Below are 16,735 nucleotides of genomic sequence, written 5' to 3'. Positions count from 1 at the left end.
AACACCTTCTTTATGCGCCCGTGCTTATTCTCCTTTGCAAAACAAAGGAGTTCCCAATGATCAACAGATCATCATGGCTTTTGCGCTGGGGTTTGAGCGCAAGTCTAATTGCTTTTTCATCCTTGGCGGGGGCGGAAGAGCCCTTCGCATTCGCAGATTTTACCTGGATGAACGGTAACAACCGGCAAAAATCTGCCTTGTTAGATTCAAAGTATTTTACGGGGTCGTTCTTAGCAGACACGAATGCCGTCCTTGATTTTAACACACCCAAAGATCACACGCTGGTGGGCTCGACATCCTCGGGACGCACCAATGAATTGCAAGTCACTCAATTAGGTTTGGGAGGTGATTTCCACTATGAAAATGTACGGGGTCGTATCATGACTCAGTTCGGAATGTATTCTTCAATGACTCCCAGAAATGATGCCTCCACGGCTCGGGGGCAGTGGGATGCAAATACCGCATACCGCTATGTTTCTGAAGCGTATGGTGGCTATCATTGGGATGCAATGAACGGTGTGAACTTAGATGCCGGCATTTTTATGTCTTACATTGGTTTGTTCAGTTACTACAATTTCGAGAACTGGGCTTATCAAGCATCCTACACTTCGGCAAACACCCCGTGGTTTTTCAATGGACTGCGCTTGCAGATGTTTCCAACGGACCGCTTGAAAACGGAGCTGTGGTTGATCAATGGTTGGCAGTCTTATGGAATGTTCAATGAGGCCCCAGGTGTGGGGTACCAAGTGAACTATCGTCCGACGGGAGACTGGTCCTGGGTGTTTAACGGCTACGTAGGATCTGATACGTTAGGAACACCAGGGCGTACTCGCATGCACAGTGATAACTCGGTTCAATACAAATACCTGGATACGCCTTCAAAGTTTATCAGTAAAGGTGCTTTTTCAATCACTGCTGACATCGGTTGCGAAAATGGTGGTGGTGTACAGTGTACAAATGGCGATAGCAAAACTCCAAGTCAGTACTTTATCGGAGTGATGGCTTACAATCGCCTGTGGTTTGCAAATGATAAGTACGCTCTGACCTTAGGGGCGGGAATGATTAATAATCCTGGACGCTACCTTGTATTGATTCCACCCATCCAAACTTCACAGACTGGTGCCAGTGGCGGAGCCAGTGCCACAAATCCAGCTTTAGATAGCAATGGTAATCCGTACTTTTCGCAAAACCCCGGTGATGAATTCCGCGCGTGGGATGCCTCTGCGACCTTTGATTATATGCCGAATGAATACATCACATTCCGCTCTGAATTTATTCACCGTGAAGCAAACGTGGGATACTTTGCGGGGCCTGGTGGCGTGACTTCAGCGGATGGACTTAACACATCGACACAACCCTCGGGTTGGAAACCAGATCTGGTCAACACCGAAGATCGCATAAACTTAGCGATGATGGTTCGATTCTGAATTTAATTCTTGCGCCGTCTTGCCTTGTCCTGTGTTAAGTGGGTAGGGCGTGCGCTCTAAAGTTTTAAGCTCTTCAAGCTCTCTGTTATCATGAGAACAAAATATTTCCACTTCTGTGCCGTGATGTTTTTTGATCTCGCGAAGCCTGCGTTGATTGTCTTTTCTTTGACCCCGGTCTTTTTCCATCAGTGTCTGGTAAAATTCTAGGCCCGGCGTGCAATTTGGGTTCTCGTAGTTCATTTCGTCTTTATAGAAATAGGCATCACCCGCGTTGAGGAGCCACTGTCCTCCAGTATTAATGGCAACACCCGCATGCCCGAGAGTGTGTCCCGCTAACGGAACCAACGCAATTTGATCTTGAAGTTCGGGCAGAGGAGTGACCTTTTTAAATCCAAACCAACTTTCCCCATGAGTGCTGGGGTGAGTTTTCCAATTTTGTTTATAATTCCACTGTTGAGGCCGATACCTTTGACGATCTAACCATGTTTCTTGCATTTCGGCGCTGCGCTTTTCGGCGTCCAGCATATGCACTCGGGCTTGAGGGAAGTCATCGAGCCCACCCGCATGATCGAAATCCAAATGAGTTAAAATAATGTCCTGAACATCGCGGGGATCAAATCCCAAACTTTCTATTTGGCGAATAGCGGTCAATTCGCCTTTGAATTCCGGCGCTAACATTTGCAGGAAAAAAGAACTAAGGCGCGACCCTGGATCTTGCACATCCCTTGTGCCAAATCCAGTGTCGACGAGGACCAACGAATTGTTTGTCTCTAGGAGTAAACAATGATTACAAAGATGTCCTCGTTGAAAAGACGAGGGGGAAATCCCGTCCATGAGATGTCCCCCCAGAGGGCACGAAGAAATACAGTTCAAGTGGTGAATTTTCATACCGGCCCTCTGTCGTTTTTTTTAATACTGATTGTTGAGTCTGCCACCTCTGCGGCGAGCTGATTCCCGATAAGACTGATCTTGCCAGTTATCGTTATTCATATTGGTGTTGGCAGAATATTCTTGGCGATAACCACCTTGATCATAGTTCTGATTAGAGCGTCCCCCATAATTTTGGCGGTTCCCTTGGCTACCATAACTTTGCCCGCCATATCCTTGACTGTCGTATCGTTGACTGCCAGTCCCTTGGCCACCGTAACCTTGGTTTCCATAACCTTGACCATAATTTTGCTGATAGTTTTGCCCGTAGTCTTGACCATGATTTTGACGGTCGCCACGCTCCGTATAGTAGTCATTAGAATCACTTTCCCAACTACGGCCCATTCTTTGTGACGGCTGATTACGCTCGTACGCGCGATATTCTTGGTCGTAGGGGCGACGGCTCTGGCTTTGTTGGCCATAACTATCGCGATCTGCATGGGAATCGTAGTTACCCTGAAAGCCGCGATTGCCTTCATAGTCCTCGTCAAAATATCTGTGCTCATGATCTCGGTTATAGCGATCATATTGGTTGCGAGACGCGTTTTCATAACGATCTTGCCCATAGGCCCCGCGACCGCTGTAGTAATCAGATGGTTCGCGACGGGAGTCGAATTGTGAACTACCGCGATTTTCATAGTTAAATTCATTCATACGCCCTTGGCGTTGATTGCGATCCATGCGATCGCCGCGATCTCTGCTGTAAGATGAACGAGATGTCATTTTATCCTCCTTGGTTTTATTTACTGAGACATTCAGACACGCGCCTACGAAATGCGAAAGTCCACATTCAAGATTTGTTTCAATAAACAGAGGCCCTGTTGGGATTTCGCAAAAGCCAGACTTGCTTAATTACATGATCCCTCTTTGAAGCTCGCAAGCTACAGTATTTCTTTTTACGAAAGGAATAACATTAATGGAAAAGAAAGATTTGAGTCGTCGCCAATTGATTGGAAGTTTGGGGGCGGGTGTTGTCGCTGCGGCAATCAGTCCGCTCAATGTCTATGCGGCTGACGAAAAAAAAGAAATGAAAGTAAAAAGGTCTGCACAACCTCTGCAAGACCCAACGAAAAAATATCCAAAACCTCCGTTTAAATCCCAGTCACAACCTTGGCCGGGTCTTGCAAGTAAAATGAATCCGCCACCAGATCATGGTGAAAAATCGTACGTTGGATCGGGAAGACTTGCGGGAAGAAAAGCATTAATTACCGGAGGGGACTCCGGTATGGGACGCGCGTGTGCCATTGCGTATGCCAGAGAAGGTGCTGATGTAGCTATTAACTATTTGCCGGCCGAGGAATCCGACGCTAAAGAAGTTATCGCGTTGATAAAAGCTGAGGGAAGAACGGCGGTGGCAATTCCCGGTGACCTTCGTAGTGAAGCATTTTGTAAACAGTTGGTGGATACAGCGGTTCAAGCATTAGGTGGTCTGGACATACTAGTGAACAATGCAGCCAGACAGCAAACACGAGCTTCGATTATGGATGTAAGCACCGAAGATTTCGATGCGACAATGAAGACGAATATTTATGCTCCGTTTTGGACTATTAAAGCGGCGTTACCGCATTTAAAGCCAGGCTCATGTATCATCGGTACGAGTTCTGTGCAGGCAACAGATCCCTCTGCAGAACTATATGACTATGCTCAAACTAAAGCTGCGACGACGAGTTATGTGCGTTCTCTCGCAAAACAACTGGCTCCCAAAGGAATTCGCGTGAATGGTATCGCCCCGGGTCCGATATGGACGCCCTTGCAAGTCAGTGGTGGAGCAACACAAGAAAAACTAAAGAAATTCGGGGAAGACAGTCCCATGGGTCGACCCGGTCAACCCGCCGAACTTGCCTCGATTTATGTTCAACTTGCAGCAAGCGATGCGAGCTATGCAACGGGGCAGATCTATGGCTCAGCGGGAGGCGGGGGACTTCCTTAAAAAAATTACGGTAACGCATAACAAAATCATCGGGGCTTCTCCAAATTGATGTACTTTTTCAACCAGACGTTGGAAAACCTTTTCGTATCAAGAGGAGTTTCCGATGGCGTTTCACGTACACAGCGACAAACCATATTTCGATCTAGTGATTGGCGATAAAACCTATTCTTCATGGTCCATGAGAGCATGGTTAGTAGCAGTGCAATCAGGTCTTCCGTTTAAAGAAATCAATATCAAACTTGATGATAAAAAAACGGCAGCTCAGATTGCTAAGTACACTGATTCAGGAAAAGTGCCCGTTCTAAAGCAAGGTAAACGCGTTATCTGGGATTCGTTGGCGATCGCAGAATACTTGAATGAACTTTCTCCTGAAGCAAAATTATGGCCGGAAGATGCTGGGACAAGAGCTTTGGCCAGAAGCTATGCGGCTGAAATGCACTCAGGCTTCCCTCATTTACGCACGAATTTAAGCATGGATCTGAAACGCACGGAACCCATTAAGCATTTAACGGAAGCAACGGCTTACGAAATTGAGCGCATTCTAAAAATGTGGAAGGATGCCTTGAAGGTCAGTGAAGGTCCCTTTTTGTTCGGTGATTTTTGTATCGCAGATGCTTTCTTTGCGCCGGTTGTATTCCGTTTCAAACACTACGGAATTAAAATCAGTGACCGCATGGTTAAGCAATACATGAAAAATATTGAAGACCATCACGGTGTTCAGTTTTGGGTGGAAGACGCTAAATCCGAAAAAGCCAAACCGATTGAGTTTAAATAAAAAAGGGACCCTAGTGGTCCCTTTTTATTTCTAAGTATTTGCGAGAGCGGAAACATTTAACCAAGTCGGCAAATCTCTTTGGCAGCCATTCTTGGAGCCTTATCCAGAATGCGCGACATGCATGCCCCTTCAGTTTTGAAGGCGGTCTTAGGAGACGCTTCAATTTTCAATTCTGTTGAAGAAATCGGTGCGAAAGAGAGAAGTTGAGCCATCACCGACAAACCTACAAGTCCAAGAGCGATTGATTTGATCATCTTAAGTTCCTTACCCATTACTAACAGCTACTAGACCTATCGGCTGAAAATGTCCTGGACCAAAGGCGAATTTGCGGAAAACTTAGACGAAAAAGAAAAAATTGAGTCTCAAAACGAAACACTTTAACGAAACATCAGCGGTCTCTGTTTAAAAGCCGCTGGAAACTTAGTTTTTTAGGCAATTCAACATGGACCTAAAGGTGTCTCTGGCAGAAGCAACAGCCACCTGGGTGTCCTCTTCATTGAAATCCAAAGTGCCCATCCATTTTTGAAACTCTTGCCAGCGTTTGCCTGTCTGCGGACCATAGCCCCCGAAAAACCGAATTTGCTCGGGTTCTAACTTTAAATTTTCATGCAGATGTTTCGAAATAACCTGGCCACCTAACGAAGAGCCCTCGATCACATATAAAGCCCCTGCAATCGCGGGAAGGCTGTCGATGGAAGGTAGGTCCGTCACGGGTTTAACCAAAGGCTTCGCATCAAGTGATTGCAAATCAGCCTCGATACGAGGTGTTTTGAAGCGGTCTTGATAAAATTCGGAGACGCCCTGAGAGTCTAAGGAGCTTTTTAAATTGTTCTCGAAGGCAGAATAGAAGTTATACATTTTTCCAAGAAGGTCCTGGTATTTTGAAACGTCAAAGTCAGAACGGAACACCGGCATGTATTGTTCGATTTCTTTATGTAAATCCATTGTGGATTCTTTCAAAGTCATCATCACAGCGGGTTTGTGTTCCATCCTTGGCTCCTTATTTTGCGGTCAGTTGAGAAATCAGGAAGTTTTTTTGCGCGACAGTGTCGACCACGACCTGTTTCAAAAACATTAAACCATCAATTTTGTAGGGAGCCCAACCCTTACTGCTATTTCGGATGACTTCTTCCCAAGATGAAAATGAATTGCGAGGGTTAATACGTCCAGAGAAATTCTTCTTCTCTAGATTCTTATTTGGATCTCCTCCCCATGTAATGACTTTTATCAGCTCGGGACGGAATAAAATTAACAAAGAGTTGTCTTCATCATTCAATGGGACGCAAAGAATCCCGCAGGCGATTTCGCGAATTTTGTCAAAGGCTGGAAGCATTTCCGCTAAATTGGCAGTGGCGATATAGGGCTTTTCAGATTTCTCTAAAAGCTCACGCAGGCCGGAGGCTAGATTTTTTAGCATCGCACTTGGGGGAGTGATGCCAGCGATATCGACTCGCTTGTTACCACACAAAGCTAAACCGGTTGCCGAAAACATATCCATTAAATAGGAATGTTGACGGAATAAAGCATCCACAGGATCTTTCACCGAAATCACAGACTCTACGATTTTTCGCAATTTCGCATCGAAAACAGATTTAACAGTCTGTCCTTCGAAAAGTTCAATCAATGAAGCATGGGCCGCGAAAGCATCAGCCATCACCGCACAGATCGCGCGAATTTCGTGTGACAGATTAAAAGGGGACATGTGATGGCATGCGATCAAACCCCACAGCTCACCTTTAACAATAACGGCAAACGACATTGAGCCCCTGACACCCATATTTCGCAAATATTCTAAATGAATGGGAGCCACGGAACGTAGACGAGAATCCGATAAGTTCCATTTTGTGCGAGTCATCGGATTTAAATTGGGAATAATAGGCGAGATATCGGCTTGAGAATCGCTGATTAAGCGCACTTTATTTCTCAGGTAAAGGTCGCGGGCTGGTTTTGGTATATCGGAGGAAGGAAAACGGTGGTTCATGAATGAATGAGCACCAAGCACACGATCTTCGCCCACAACCTCTCCATGCCAAGCTGGAGGGATGAACTTATACATCATCGCACGATCAATATTGGTGGCTTTGCGAACATACTTGCAGGTGATGTTGGCGGCCTCTTTGATCTCGCGGGTGTCTTTTAGTTCTGACATGAACTGCTGTAAAATGAATTCAGCTTGAAAGGGCTCTTCATCGACGGATGTTACTTGTCCTGGCTCAAGCTCCACACAATAGACGCCGTATGTTTCATACAAATAAGCGTCTGTTTTTATTCCGTCCAATTCGCAAGTGAAATAGCGTCCCGCACCCAGGTTTCCCTTTCGAATCAAATTTTCGATTTTAATAAGGATGCTGGTATCAAACAAAAATCCCAAATGACCCTGTTCCAGCTGGTTGGTGGGAATCTTTAATTTGGAAGCACAATTGGCGGAATGAGCGACAATTCGTCTGTCTGGCCAAGTAAAGAAAATAGCACAGCCATGACTTTGCACGGCTCCGGAAAGATGAATCGCTTCGTTATTACACTCGGCCAAGTCGCCTAAAATCAGGCTTAGTTCAGGATTATTGTTCATTTTCGATTCCTTTTAAACTTGGCGCCCAATGGGCAATAGTGTTTTTTAGAATATCAATGCGCACTGGCTTGGTTATGTAATCATTCATTCCAGCTTCTTTGCATCGTTCCGCGTCTCCGGACATAGCATTCGCCGTTAAAGCGATAATCACGACTTCCGATTTCTCGCCGTCAAGGGCGCGGATTTTTTTGGTCAGAGTATAACCATCAAGTTCCGGCATTTGAATGTCCATGAGAACAATATCAAATTTTTCCTTTTCGATCAGTGCCAGGGCTTCTTTACCGGAAGCAACTTTGGTCGGGATGTGGCCTAAACGTTTTAAGAATAGATCGATGATATAAAGATTTTCCTCATTGTCATCGATCGCAAGGATTTTTAAACCTTTAACTTCGATATTCGGTGGTTGGTTGATAAAACGTTGGCGTTCTGTTTCTTCTTCAACTTGTTTGCGAGTACCGATTTGCAAGGCGGCTTCAAACCAGAAGATACTGCCTTTACCAGGTTCACTGCTAAAACCCATATCCCCATTCATAAGAGTCGCGATTTGGCGTGAAATGACCAAGCCCAAGCCCGAACCGCCGTAACGGCGCGAATGTCCAGACTCAACCTGAGAGAATCGCTGAAAGATTTTTGAATGATGTTCTTTGGCGATACCTATTCCGGTGTCTTCGACGATACATCGCACGCGAATTTCGCCGGCATTTTCACTTGGACGAACAATTAATCGTAAAGTGATATGACCGCGATCGGTAAACTTTAGCGCATTCCCTAAAAGGTTGACAATGATCTGACGCAGACGCCCCGGATCGCCGATAACAGTGCAGTCTGCCTGTTTATCGATGGTGGTTTTAAGCTGGACCCCTTTGCTTTGGCACTGAATTTCAAACATAGAAGCAGCATCAGAAACTAATGTCGAAAGATTAAATGCTTGATGAGTCAGCGTGATTTTTCCGGATTCGATTTTGGTGATATCTAAAATATCTTCGATCAGGGAAAGCAGTGCTTTGCTGGATCGGTCAATACTTGAAACATACGAAGCTTGCTCTTGATTGAGGGAAGTTTCCTGTAAAAGGTGCGACATCCCTAAAACCACGTTCAGTGGTGTGCGCAGTTCGTGGCTCATAGAAGCCAGGAAGTTACTTTTTGTAATATTCGCTTCTTCGGCAATTTCTTTGGCTGCTCGCAAATCCATTTCGATCGATTTGTAAGCGGAGACATCTTTACTGATCATCGCCACCCGAGTCAGTTCGCCATTGGCATCCGGTACAGGTAACAGCGTGCTAGACATGTGAACATTGACACCTGGAATATTCCAGTGCTCATCCAGACTGAAAGATGTCTTTTTATCCAGAACTTCATTAAAGCGTTGGATCAACTCAAACGCGCGTTCTGCTGTACGTACTTCACGCAATTTCTTGCCGACAAGTTCCCCTTGGCGTTTTTCCAAGAGCTTCGATGCCGCATTATTTAGATATTCAATTTGATAATCCCCGGCCACGCGGCGAAGGATCAAGATGACTTCGGAGGTATTACTAAAGATAGTTGTGAAGACGGACTCGTTTTCTAAGAAACGGTCAGCGCGAACACGGTAGTCTGTCACATCAAAGCCGACGCTTTGAATTTCTTTAAGTTCATCGTCAGCATTGAAGATACCGCGGTGGAACCAACGAACCCATCGCAAAGAATTGTCTTCGCGATAGATACGTACTTCCGATTGCGCCACGGGATCTTTGGGATTCAAGCTGTTAAGCTCAAGCTTCACGCGGGCTTGATCTTGAATATTCATATATTCATGGAAAAAGTGACCCAGGTGACTTGCAGCATTGCCGCCAAATTGATTTGCAAAAACCGTGTTAACGAATAACAAGCGTCCATTCGGTGAATGACGGCAGACCAAAACTGCTTGATCTTCAATGATGGCTTTATAGCGCGATTCGCTTTCACGCAGTTCGTGCTGTGCATTTTTTTGTATCGTCACGTCAGTTGCAATCATACAAACTGCGTAAGGTCGGTTGCGATCAAAAAGCGGGAAGCGATTTACTAAAAATACGGATTCTTTACCGTTGTGAGAGAAGATTTCTTCTTTTTTTATCGCCTGTCCCGTCAGAATAACTTCAAGATCCGTATCCCGCAGAGAGATCGCAGTGGATTCGGAAAATAGTTCTCTGTCGGATTTGCCAGCGACATCGGTGTCCTTTAATCCAAAGAAATCGCGGAAAGCCTGGTTTACAAGGATGTATTTTCCGAAGTGGTCTTTAACCGTAATTGGATTTGAAAAGCCTTCCACGATCGAGCGGATCTGCTGTTCGCGCACTTCAAGTTTTTCACTGGTTCTTACAAGCTCTGTGGTATCCACGAATAGTAAAATCGCACCCAAAACATTTTGAACTTCATCTAAGAAAGGTTGGCAACGCAACTGATAGATTTTGTCGTAGCTTTCACAAAACGATTCAGAACTTTTTTGTTTTGAAATAGTTTCGTCGATTAAATCTTTAAAGTTCGGAAGCTCTAAATTCGTGGAAAGTGTCGTGACATCTTTTCCGATGTCAGCCAGAGATATTCTAAAAATACTTTGTGACGGCTTGTTAAAACGAAGAATACGGCGTTTTTCATCAACGACGATCAGCCCCGAACCGATGCTTTCTTGAACGTTCAAAAGGTTGATATTTAATTCTTTAAGCTCGTGGGATTTTCCGATAATTTCGTCATTGACCGTCACGAGCTCTTCATTACTGCTTTGCAGTTCCTCGTTGGTAGTCTCTAACTCTTCATTGGCACTTTGCAGTTCTTCATTGGCAGAACTCAGTTCTTCGTTAAGCGCCTGCATTTCTTCGTTAGCCACGCCCAGTTCTTCGATCACTGTTTGCAAGTGTTCTCGCGTGGAATAAAGTTCCTGCTCAATTTCTAGGATTTTTTGTGCATCAACGGAGGTTACCGGACCTTGGACTTCTCGTTCCGCTGTTTTACGCTGCTTGATGTTTTCAAAATCAATCAAAAAGTATTCCGCGTCGGAACCGGTTGTCAGTGCGCGGGCCACCATGCGCATCGCACTTTTTTTATTATTTTTATCTTTATAAATTTGGCTGCGGTGAACACCTTCATTGCCGCGGCATTTTCGAATCAAGATAGGTAGTTCCAGGCTGACTTCGCGAGGCAATAAATTCACTAATCTAAAGTCAGACGAGGTACTTGAAAAACCCACAAAATGGGAAACATCACCGATTACTTGGATGATGTTCGTATCGATGTCCGTAATCACGGCACAGTGATGATAGTCGCGTAATAAACGTAACATCCCTTTTTCGAGCAGGGTTGCATCAGAGGGGCGTTTTTTTACAGTCACAATATCGGAATAACTCATCGAGTTTCCGGTCTGATTGCGCGTGCTATGAATAATCGATGGAACATTCAGTTTTCTAAAGACCTTAGATTTTTTATCTAAGGTTTCAAAAAGAGTTGCCGCTGAACTAAGGGATTCAGATTTACCCAGGAATAAAATTCCGGAAGGTCCCAAGGCGTAATGGAATATATCTAAGACTTTTTTCTGAAGTTCCGGTTCAAAATAAATTAGAACATTCCGGCACGAGATAAAATCAAGTTTTACAAACGGAGGATTGTGAATCATGTCTTGTCTTGCAAACAAGACCATTTCTCGAAGCTTTTTTGAAACTTCAAATTTTTCACCGTCACGTGGGATGAAGTAGCGATGCAAGTACTCTGATGGAATGTTTGCAACTTCCGATTTTTTATAAACGCCGTTACGAGCTTCTAATAAAGCCTCATAATCCAAATCCGTTGCGAATATCTTAACAGGAAAATTCTTGTCCAGTCGGTCCAGCAAGTCTGACATGAGCATGGCGATGGAATAAGCTTCTTCCCCCGTTGCGCATCCTGCCACCCACATGCGAATTTCTGACGGCATCCGTTTACTATAAATAAGTTCTGTCAGGGTCTTTTTCAAAGTATCGAAGGCGTCTCTGTCGCGGAAAAAAGAAGTCACACTGATCAAAAGATCTTGGGAGAGAAGGTGCGCTTCATTGGAGCTGTCTTTTAAATATTTAAGATAGTCCTCGATATGATCAATTTTCAAAAACCCCATGCGCTTTTGCAGTCTGCGCACGACAGTAGTAGGGCGATACAGACTGAAATCTGAACCGGTTTTTTCCTGAATGAACTTCAGACACTCTCTCAGTATTTCTGCAGAAAAGTTCGATCTGGCAGGTTGAGATTGTCTGGTGATATATTCCTGGATCTGTTGGCTCATCTCTTCAGGATTCAAAATTGAATCAATACAGGAAGTCTCTACAGCCGATTGAGGCATGCCATCGTACTTGGCGCTGTCGCCGCTTTGGGCGATGGTAATTCCGCCGGCATCATGGATGGCTCGAACTCCCACAGAGCCATCGGACCCAGTTCCAGATAAAATAACTCCGACAATTTTAGGTGCGTGATTCTTAGCCAAAGACAAAAAGAAATCGTCTACAGACGGTTTGGGTCTGGTGTGTGAGTCAACCGGCAATAAATGAATTGTTCTGTTGGAGATAGCGACATCATAGTTCGGAGGTACTATATAAATCGTGGATGAAGCTAATTTTTCACCGTCGCGCGCTTCCAGTACCGGAAGCGTCGCTTGCTTTGCTATAAGCTCAGTCAACATACTCTTTGAGTGCGGAGCGAGATGTTGAGCGACGACGATGGAACCTTGAAATTCTGTAGTAAATTTGGAGACGAACGCCGAAATGGCTTCTAACCCACCTGCAGAAGCACCAACGCCGATAATCCAATCGGACGTCGTCTGTAAATCACGATGAGGCACGATACTCCCAACTCTTCAGCTACTGATTTAATTCCTTATTGACCGCCTGTACGATATCTCTCTTTTGCACAGGTTTGCGAAGGCCTTGAGACGTATTGAACACGTCCATCCAAGTATGAAGGTCATCGCGACCACTTACCAGTATTTTTTTGATGGCTTCCCACTTTGGATTTGCAGAAATTTGCATATAAAAATCCATCGTCGGCATATCTGGAAATGTGAGATCCATAAGAATAAGATCTGGAGTGCTGTCTTCAAGAATATGAAGAGCTTCGTGGGCGGATGTTGCGGACGTGACTTCGCATCCGATCTCATTGAGGTAGCGCACGTAAAGTGTCAAAAGGTCTCTGGAATCTTCGATTACTAGAACTTTCTTCATAGCTGCCTCCCAAAGAATGAAAATTTCTTACAGGAAGTTTTGCCAATGAGTAATAGAAAAGTGAAGAAACGTTTTTTAGTTTGCTTTCATGTAATGAGAATAACACAGTGTTGACATAAAGCTGTTAAACCACATTTAGAATAGGTGCGTTATGCCATACTACGGGGGGTTAAAGGCATGTCATATGTTTTCAATTTTTCCGGCGAACTCATCGATCATTGTTAGGAATTTGGAGTCTTTTTTTAACGATGTGTGTGCATTTAAAATCACTGCGGTGAAAAGCTCGTCGTCTTTGTAAGCCTTCTCTTCAATCTTGCTGATTGCGGTAAGTTGCATGATAGCCGCTGCATTTTCTGTCGCCCACTTTAGATAGCTTTCTTTCGTGAGTCTGACACTTTGAATCGAGTAAGTTGCATGAGTTTTGTGATCACGTGTTTTTTCGTCAATGGACTGCTCATTAGTGAGTGCGTGAGTGATCACTTGCGTAAAGAATTCTCCAGTGCCATCGATCCAGCGCTTGTAATAGGTCTTAGCTAAAAGGCCATCCCCAAAATCAACTTGATCATCAAAAGTGGATTTAACTCGCAGTTTACCTGTCACTTTAATCAAGCCTAAGTTTTCAAGCTTCACCAAATATTTGTCGACGGATAGTTTGGTCAATTTATAGCGCTCGGCAATTTCCTGAGGCTTTTTGCCGTCGTGAATTTGCAGAAAGAAGGACAAATAGTTCATGTTCTTTGCTAAGAACTTTTGTTGTTCATCCGTCAAGCGATTCGGAGTTTTAGAGTTTTTGACATTCGAACTCAATGCGTGCAGATCCGAAAGAGTCAGATCCAGAATATCACAAATTCTGAAAAGATCTTGCAGTCCCAAGTCGTGATCGCCCATCCAACGTTTGATTGTTGGAACAGACACTTGAAGGTCTTTAGCTAAATCCTCATAAGTCATCTTGCGTTTTTTTAGCTGTTCTTTAAGGACTGTTTTGATCTTTTGAATTTGGATATCCATGTGTAGCTAATCTTTCCAGTTCATGAATCCTGTACCGAATTCTTTTTCCAGCAAGGCCATGTCTACTTCAGAGGCGCCAGGTGTCGTCAGCCAGTTCCACAGTGCTTTCATATCTGTCTCTCCTTTGTAAGAGGGGCGGTATGAATGCAGTTTTGCGCCGTTTACGATGGCACTTCAAGAGCGGGTTTTAAAGTATCAAAATTTGATCCTGAATGCCATTATTTGGATCAAAAACTTAGAGAAAGAATACTTATTAGATCCATTTGTCATGGGGCAAAAAGGGTCAGGCGCTTGGGGAAGAATGGGATTTTCAAAAAGCGCATCTGCGTATAATGCAATTGGTTTGTTTTAAAGCAACTTCAGTTTGTGCACATCCTTTGCTTTGCATGATGAATGCATACTCAAGGAGTGGTGGCGATGTGGAATAAAAAATCAATGGCAACAGTAGCACTTATTTTAATTGTGGTGTTCGGCGTAACGGTCGTGGTGTATCCACTTCTTTTTAATCCGAATAAACCAGCACCAACCAGCCCCGTTGACCAACCTGTCGCTAACCCTGTGAATTAGGACGAGCGGTGTTTAGATTTTTACTTATTTTATTATTTATTCTTCCGCTGATCGCCAATGCTCAGACTTCCACGGAAACGCCTGAGGATTCTTTAGGGCAGAATGCTTTGATCAACAAGTCAAAGAAACTAACGGCTTTAGAGGAACGAGAGCAGCTGCGAATTCTTTATTATAAGCCGATCTACTTTGCGTATGGGGAGCCCTCATCCAAGTTGCAATTTAGTTTTCGAGTGCCTTTGGCGGAACAGTTTCCATTGAATTTTGCCTATAGCCAAATTATTTTCTGGGAACTCCAAGAAGAATCCAAACCCTTTCAGGATGCCACGTACAATCCAGAGATTTTTTACCGTTGGGATTATGACCGTAAATCCATTCGCTCTTTGGATTTAGGTATTTTTGAACACAACTCCAATGGAAAAGCGGGTGCGGACTCTCGTTCGTATAACCAAAGTTACTTGCGCGCTAATTGGGCCTTTGAATCAAAAAGCTGGGTTGTGCAATTTTCTGCAAAAGTGAAACTGCTGTACGATGTTGATGAAACCAATCGCGACATCTATGACTATGTTGGACCTGTCGAAGGCGAAGTTAAATTTATTCAGCTCTTTGATTCTATGTTCGATCAACTGGAAGCTGTTATTAATGTCAACCCCGGTGGTAAGTGGGGAACAGAGTTTAATAAAGGTGGCTATCAGATCAGTATGAACTTCCACGTCGGTGGAATTAAAGTCGTTCCGGCTTTTTATGTTCAATATTACCACGGTTATGCAGAAACTTTAGTAAACTATGATCAATCCGTGGATGAATTCAGAGCGGGCTTTATGTTCTAAACCCGCATTGTTTTTAGCCTTTAATCAGTGGCAGAATTTCACGGCGGTGATTGACTCCCAAATACGTATAGCTGGATTCTAAGGTGCCGTACACACCGTATCCTTGAGTCGCACCCACTTCATAATCTGCTGGTTGCATTCCCATTGCTTGCATGATGGTGATGAGAAGCTGATTGTATGGACGACCGCGTTTATAGTCGCCTTCATCTCCTCCAATAGGGCGGCGCAAATTTCCATAGGACGGTCCATAATCAATATGGCGACCCGGTTTTAAATAACCACCTGCACTTCCCGCAAGCAAGACAGGATTGTTCACTGAATTATGGGCATTGGTATTTTTTGTGGTCCCTTGGTCGTTCCCCCAAAGGATCAAAGAATTATCCAAATAGGTCGAGCCGGTTGTTGAATCCTCAACGACATCCATGCGGGTCAAAAATCGTGAAACGCGATTTGCAAAAAAAGTCATCATAGCAAGTTTCATCGCGCGCAATTCACTGGTACCCGCATGATTGATGTCTTCATGGAAGCGATTAGATCCCGTGATGCCGGGAACAAAGTTTACGGAACCGCTGAAATAGTCGTAAACGTGCATCATCAAAGTGGCAACTTGGATTTTTCCGCACTTAACTCCCACCTCGATGACATCAAACATCTGATCAATCACGACTTGATAATCCGCTGGGTTGCTGGATTTCGTTGGTGATGTGGATGGTCCTGTCGGGGAATTGCAGGTCATTGCAGGCGGAGCTGAAACGTTGGCATTTAATTTCTTTTGTAGATCATTGATCAAAGCCATGTGTTGCTCCACGCGAGCTAAGTCATCTTTAGACAGACGCTTGTTCGAGCGTAAATTAACGTATTCAGCATAAACTTTATCCACCACCAAAATATCACGGCGGGTCAGCTTATCTGCTGTATTCGTCGGTGTTGTGGTGGGCCCACTGCCAAACATGCTTGAAAACACCGCCGACGGATTGAACTGTCCAGGGACGTATTGTTTATTTAAAACACTTACGTGCGAAGCCCCCGTGTAATTTCCGTCATCCACGGACTTCACATATAGATTTAACGGCGAGCCACCATAAAGGAATTTAGCGATCACTTGGTCAATGCTTGAAGTCGCTTCCGAGAGGACTCCCCCGGTCAGCATGCACTCCGCATTGTGATTCGGCGTTTTTGAAAGAGGATCAAGGCGCGACAGAATCAACAGTTTAGAGCGCAGGGAATCAAATTGACTGCCCAAAACTGGTGACATCGTGTTTGGAATTGCGGAAAGCGCGACTTCGCGAGCATAGGTTTGCTTTTCATTCCATGTGAATTTTGCAGGATCTGGCAACCAGTGCTCGACGGCCTGACAGTGACCATTGTGGATAGCGATAAAGCGTTTTTTAAGAGTCGGTCCCGTTTGGGCTTCTGCTTGAGGCAGCATGGAGGGAAGAAACGGAAGGGCTAATGCAAACCCACCGGTACCTCTTAAAAATTGACGGCGTGAAAGTTTATTCCAATGCAT

15 protein-coding genes are annotated in these 16,735 nt (G+C 44.5%); 6 read left to right on the top strand and 9 right to left on the bottom strand.

The genetic code is table 11. The features are described from left to right. Window positions 1-56 precede the first annotated feature (56 nt). Window positions 57-1,427, top strand: a complete 1,371-nt coding sequence (locus B9G69_RS02400; protein WP_088614085.1) for an outer membrane beta-barrel protein — start codon at window positions 57-59, stop codon at window positions 1,425-1,427. Here B9G69_RS02400 and B9G69_RS02395 read toward each other — a convergent pair. Next, a complete protein-coding gene (locus tag B9G69_RS02395; protein ID WP_088614086.1) occupies window positions 1,404-2,315 on the bottom strand; it encodes an MBL fold metallo-hydrolase in 912 nt (303 codons plus the stop codon). The two genes, B9G69_RS02400 and B9G69_RS02395, sit on opposite strands and share 24 nt — an antisense overlap. 21 nt (window positions 2,316-2,336) lie before the next feature. Further along, the gene (locus B9G69_RS02390) at window positions 2,337-3,077 is read right to left on the bottom strand and encodes a hypothetical protein (protein WP_088614087.1); all 741 of its coding nucleotides are present in this window, start codon (window positions 3,075-3,077) and stop codon (window positions 2,337-2,339) included. A 193-nt stretch (window positions 3,078-3,270) separates the two neighbouring features. Here B9G69_RS02390 and B9G69_RS02385 point away from each other — a divergent pair, with 193 nt between their 5' ends. Then, window positions 3,271-4,284, top strand: coding sequence for an SDR family oxidoreductase (locus B9G69_RS02385; RefSeq protein WP_088614088.1), 1,014 nt, complete (start codon window positions 3,271-3,273; stop codon window positions 4,282-4,284). Window positions 4,285-4,387: 103 nt separating this feature from the next. Next, a complete protein-coding gene (locus B9G69_RS02380) occupies window positions 4,388-5,059 on the top strand; it encodes a glutathione S-transferase family protein (RefSeq protein WP_088614089.1) in 672 nt (223 codons plus the stop codon). 56 nt (window positions 5,060-5,115) lie between these two features. Here the strand turns inward: B9G69_RS02380 and B9G69_RS02375 are convergent, their stop codons facing one another. The 6 genes from B9G69_RS02375 to B9G69_RS02350 all read right to left on the bottom strand — a co-directional run bounded on the left by B9G69_RS02375 (window position 5,116) and on the right by B9G69_RS02350 (window position 13,831). After that, on the bottom strand, window positions 5,116-5,313 hold the full coding sequence (locus B9G69_RS02375) for a hypothetical protein (protein WP_088614090.1): 198 nt from the start codon (window positions 5,311-5,313) through the stop codon (window positions 5,116-5,118). 166 nt (window positions 5,314-5,479) lie between these two features. Further along, the gene (locus tag B9G69_RS02370; RefSeq protein WP_088614091.1) at window positions 5,480-6,049 is read right to left on the bottom strand and encodes a biliverdin-producing heme oxygenase; all 570 of its coding nucleotides are present in this window, start codon (window positions 6,047-6,049) and stop codon (window positions 5,480-5,482) included. A 10-nt stretch (window positions 6,050-6,059) separates the two neighbouring features. Then, window positions 6,060-7,628 (bottom strand): GAF domain-containing protein, encoded by a 1,569-nt coding sequence (locus B9G69_RS02365; protein ID WP_265437931.1) that lies wholly within the window; start codon window positions 7,626-7,628, stop codon window positions 6,060-6,062. Further along, the gene (locus B9G69_RS02360; RefSeq protein ID WP_265437930.1) at window positions 7,618-12,444 is read right to left on the bottom strand and encodes a CheR family methyltransferase; all 4,827 of its coding nucleotides are present in this window, start codon (window positions 12,442-12,444) and stop codon (window positions 7,618-7,620) included. The genes B9G69_RS02365 and B9G69_RS02360 overlap by 11 nt, the downstream gene beginning before the upstream one ends. A 19-nt stretch (window positions 12,445-12,463) precedes the next feature. After that, window positions 12,464-12,823 (bottom strand): response regulator, encoded by a 360-nt coding sequence (locus B9G69_RS02355; RefSeq protein ID WP_088614094.1) that lies wholly within the window; start codon window positions 12,821-12,823, stop codon window positions 12,464-12,466. 180 nt (window positions 12,824-13,003) lie between these two features. Beyond that, the gene (locus B9G69_RS02350) at window positions 13,004-13,831 is read right to left on the bottom strand and encodes a helix-turn-helix domain-containing protein (RefSeq protein WP_088614095.1); all 828 of its coding nucleotides are present in this window, start codon (window positions 13,829-13,831) and stop codon (window positions 13,004-13,006) included. A 166-nt stretch (window positions 13,832-13,997) separates the two neighbouring features. Between B9G69_RS02350 and B9G69_RS02345 the strand changes: the two genes are divergently transcribed. Genes B9G69_RS02345 through B9G69_RS02335 form a run of 3 tightly spaced genes read left to right on the top strand, consistent with a single transcriptional unit; the run spans window position 13,998 to window position 15,225 of the window. Continuing rightward, window positions 13,998-14,183 (top strand): hypothetical protein, encoded by a 186-nt coding sequence (locus B9G69_RS02345; protein WP_088614096.1) that lies wholly within the window; start codon window positions 13,998-14,000, stop codon window positions 14,181-14,183. Between the two features lie 41 nt (window positions 14,184-14,224). Continuing rightward, on the top strand, window positions 14,225-14,398 hold the full coding sequence (locus B9G69_RS02340) for a hypothetical protein (protein ID WP_176400880.1): 174 nt from the start codon (window positions 14,225-14,227) through the stop codon (window positions 14,396-14,398). 8 nt (window positions 14,399-14,406) lie between these two features. Continuing rightward, a complete protein-coding gene (locus B9G69_RS02335) occupies window positions 14,407-15,225 on the top strand; it encodes a phospholipase A (protein WP_088614097.1) in 819 nt (272 codons plus the stop codon). A 13-nt stretch (window positions 15,226-15,238) separates the two neighbouring features. Here the strand turns inward: B9G69_RS02335 and B9G69_RS02330 are convergent, their stop codons facing one another. Then, on the bottom strand, window positions 15,239-16,735 hold the full coding sequence (locus tag B9G69_RS02330; RefSeq protein ID WP_088614098.1) for a DUF1552 domain-containing protein: 1,497 nt from the start codon (window positions 16,733-16,735) through the stop codon (window positions 15,239-15,241).

Origin of the sequence: Bdellovibrio sp. SKB1291214 (assembly GCF_002209355.2) — a bacterium.
GTDB lineage: Bacteria > Bdellovibrionota > Bdellovibrionia > Bdellovibrionales > Bdellovibrionaceae > Bdellovibrio.
This window is presented reverse-complemented; position numbering and strand designations above follow the sequence as displayed.

What these genes read in the sequence shown, in the direction of transcription:
- B9G69_RS02400 (WP_088614085.1), top strand. Translation starts at nt 57, where the DNA reads ATGATCAACAGATCATCATGGCTTTTGCGCTGGGGTTTGAGCGCAAGT.
- B9G69_RS02395 (WP_088614086.1), bottom strand. Translation starts at nt 2,315, where the DNA reads ATGAAAATTCACCACTTGAACTGTATTTCTTCGTGCCCTCTGGGGGGA.
- B9G69_RS02390 (WP_088614087.1), bottom strand. Translation starts at nt 3,077, where the DNA reads ATGACATCTCGTTCATCTTACAGCAGAGATCGCGGCGATCGCATGGAT.
- B9G69_RS02385 (WP_088614088.1), top strand. Translation starts at nt 3,271, where the DNA reads ATGGAAAAGAAAGATTTGAGTCGTCGCCAATTGATTGGAAGTTTGGGG.
- B9G69_RS02380 (WP_088614089.1), top strand. Translation starts at nt 4,388, where the DNA reads ATGGCGTTTCACGTACACAGCGACAAACCATATTTCGATCTAGTGATT.
- B9G69_RS02375 (WP_088614090.1), bottom strand. Translation starts at nt 5,313, where the DNA reads ATGATCAAATCAATCGCTCTTGGACTTGTAGGTTTGTCGGTGATGGCT.
- B9G69_RS02370 (WP_088614091.1), bottom strand. Translation starts at nt 6,049, where the DNA reads ATGGAACACAAACCCGCTGTGATGATGACTTTGAAAGAATCCACAATG.
- B9G69_RS02365 (WP_265437931.1), bottom strand. Translation starts at nt 7,628, where the DNA reads ATGAACAATAATCCTGAACTAAGCCTGATTTTAGGCGACTTGGCCGAG.
- B9G69_RS02355 (WP_088614094.1), bottom strand. Translation starts at nt 12,823, where the DNA reads ATGAAGAAAGTTCTAGTAATCGAAGATTCCAGAGACCTTTTGACACTT.
- B9G69_RS02350 (WP_088614095.1), bottom strand. Translation starts at nt 13,831, where the DNA reads ATGGATATCCAAATTCAAAAGATCAAAACAGTCCTTAAAGAACAGCTA.
- B9G69_RS02345 (WP_088614096.1), top strand. Translation starts at nt 13,998, where the DNA reads ATGGCACTTCAAGAGCGGGTTTTAAAGTATCAAAATTTGATCCTGAAT.
- B9G69_RS02340 (WP_176400880.1), top strand. Translation starts at nt 14,225, where the DNA reads ATGCATACTCAAGGAGTGGTGGCGATGTGGAATAAAAAATCAATGGCA.
- B9G69_RS02330 (WP_088614098.1), bottom strand. Translation starts at nt 16,735, where the DNA reads ATGCATTGGAATAAACTTTCACGCCGTCAATTTTTAAGAGGTACCGGT.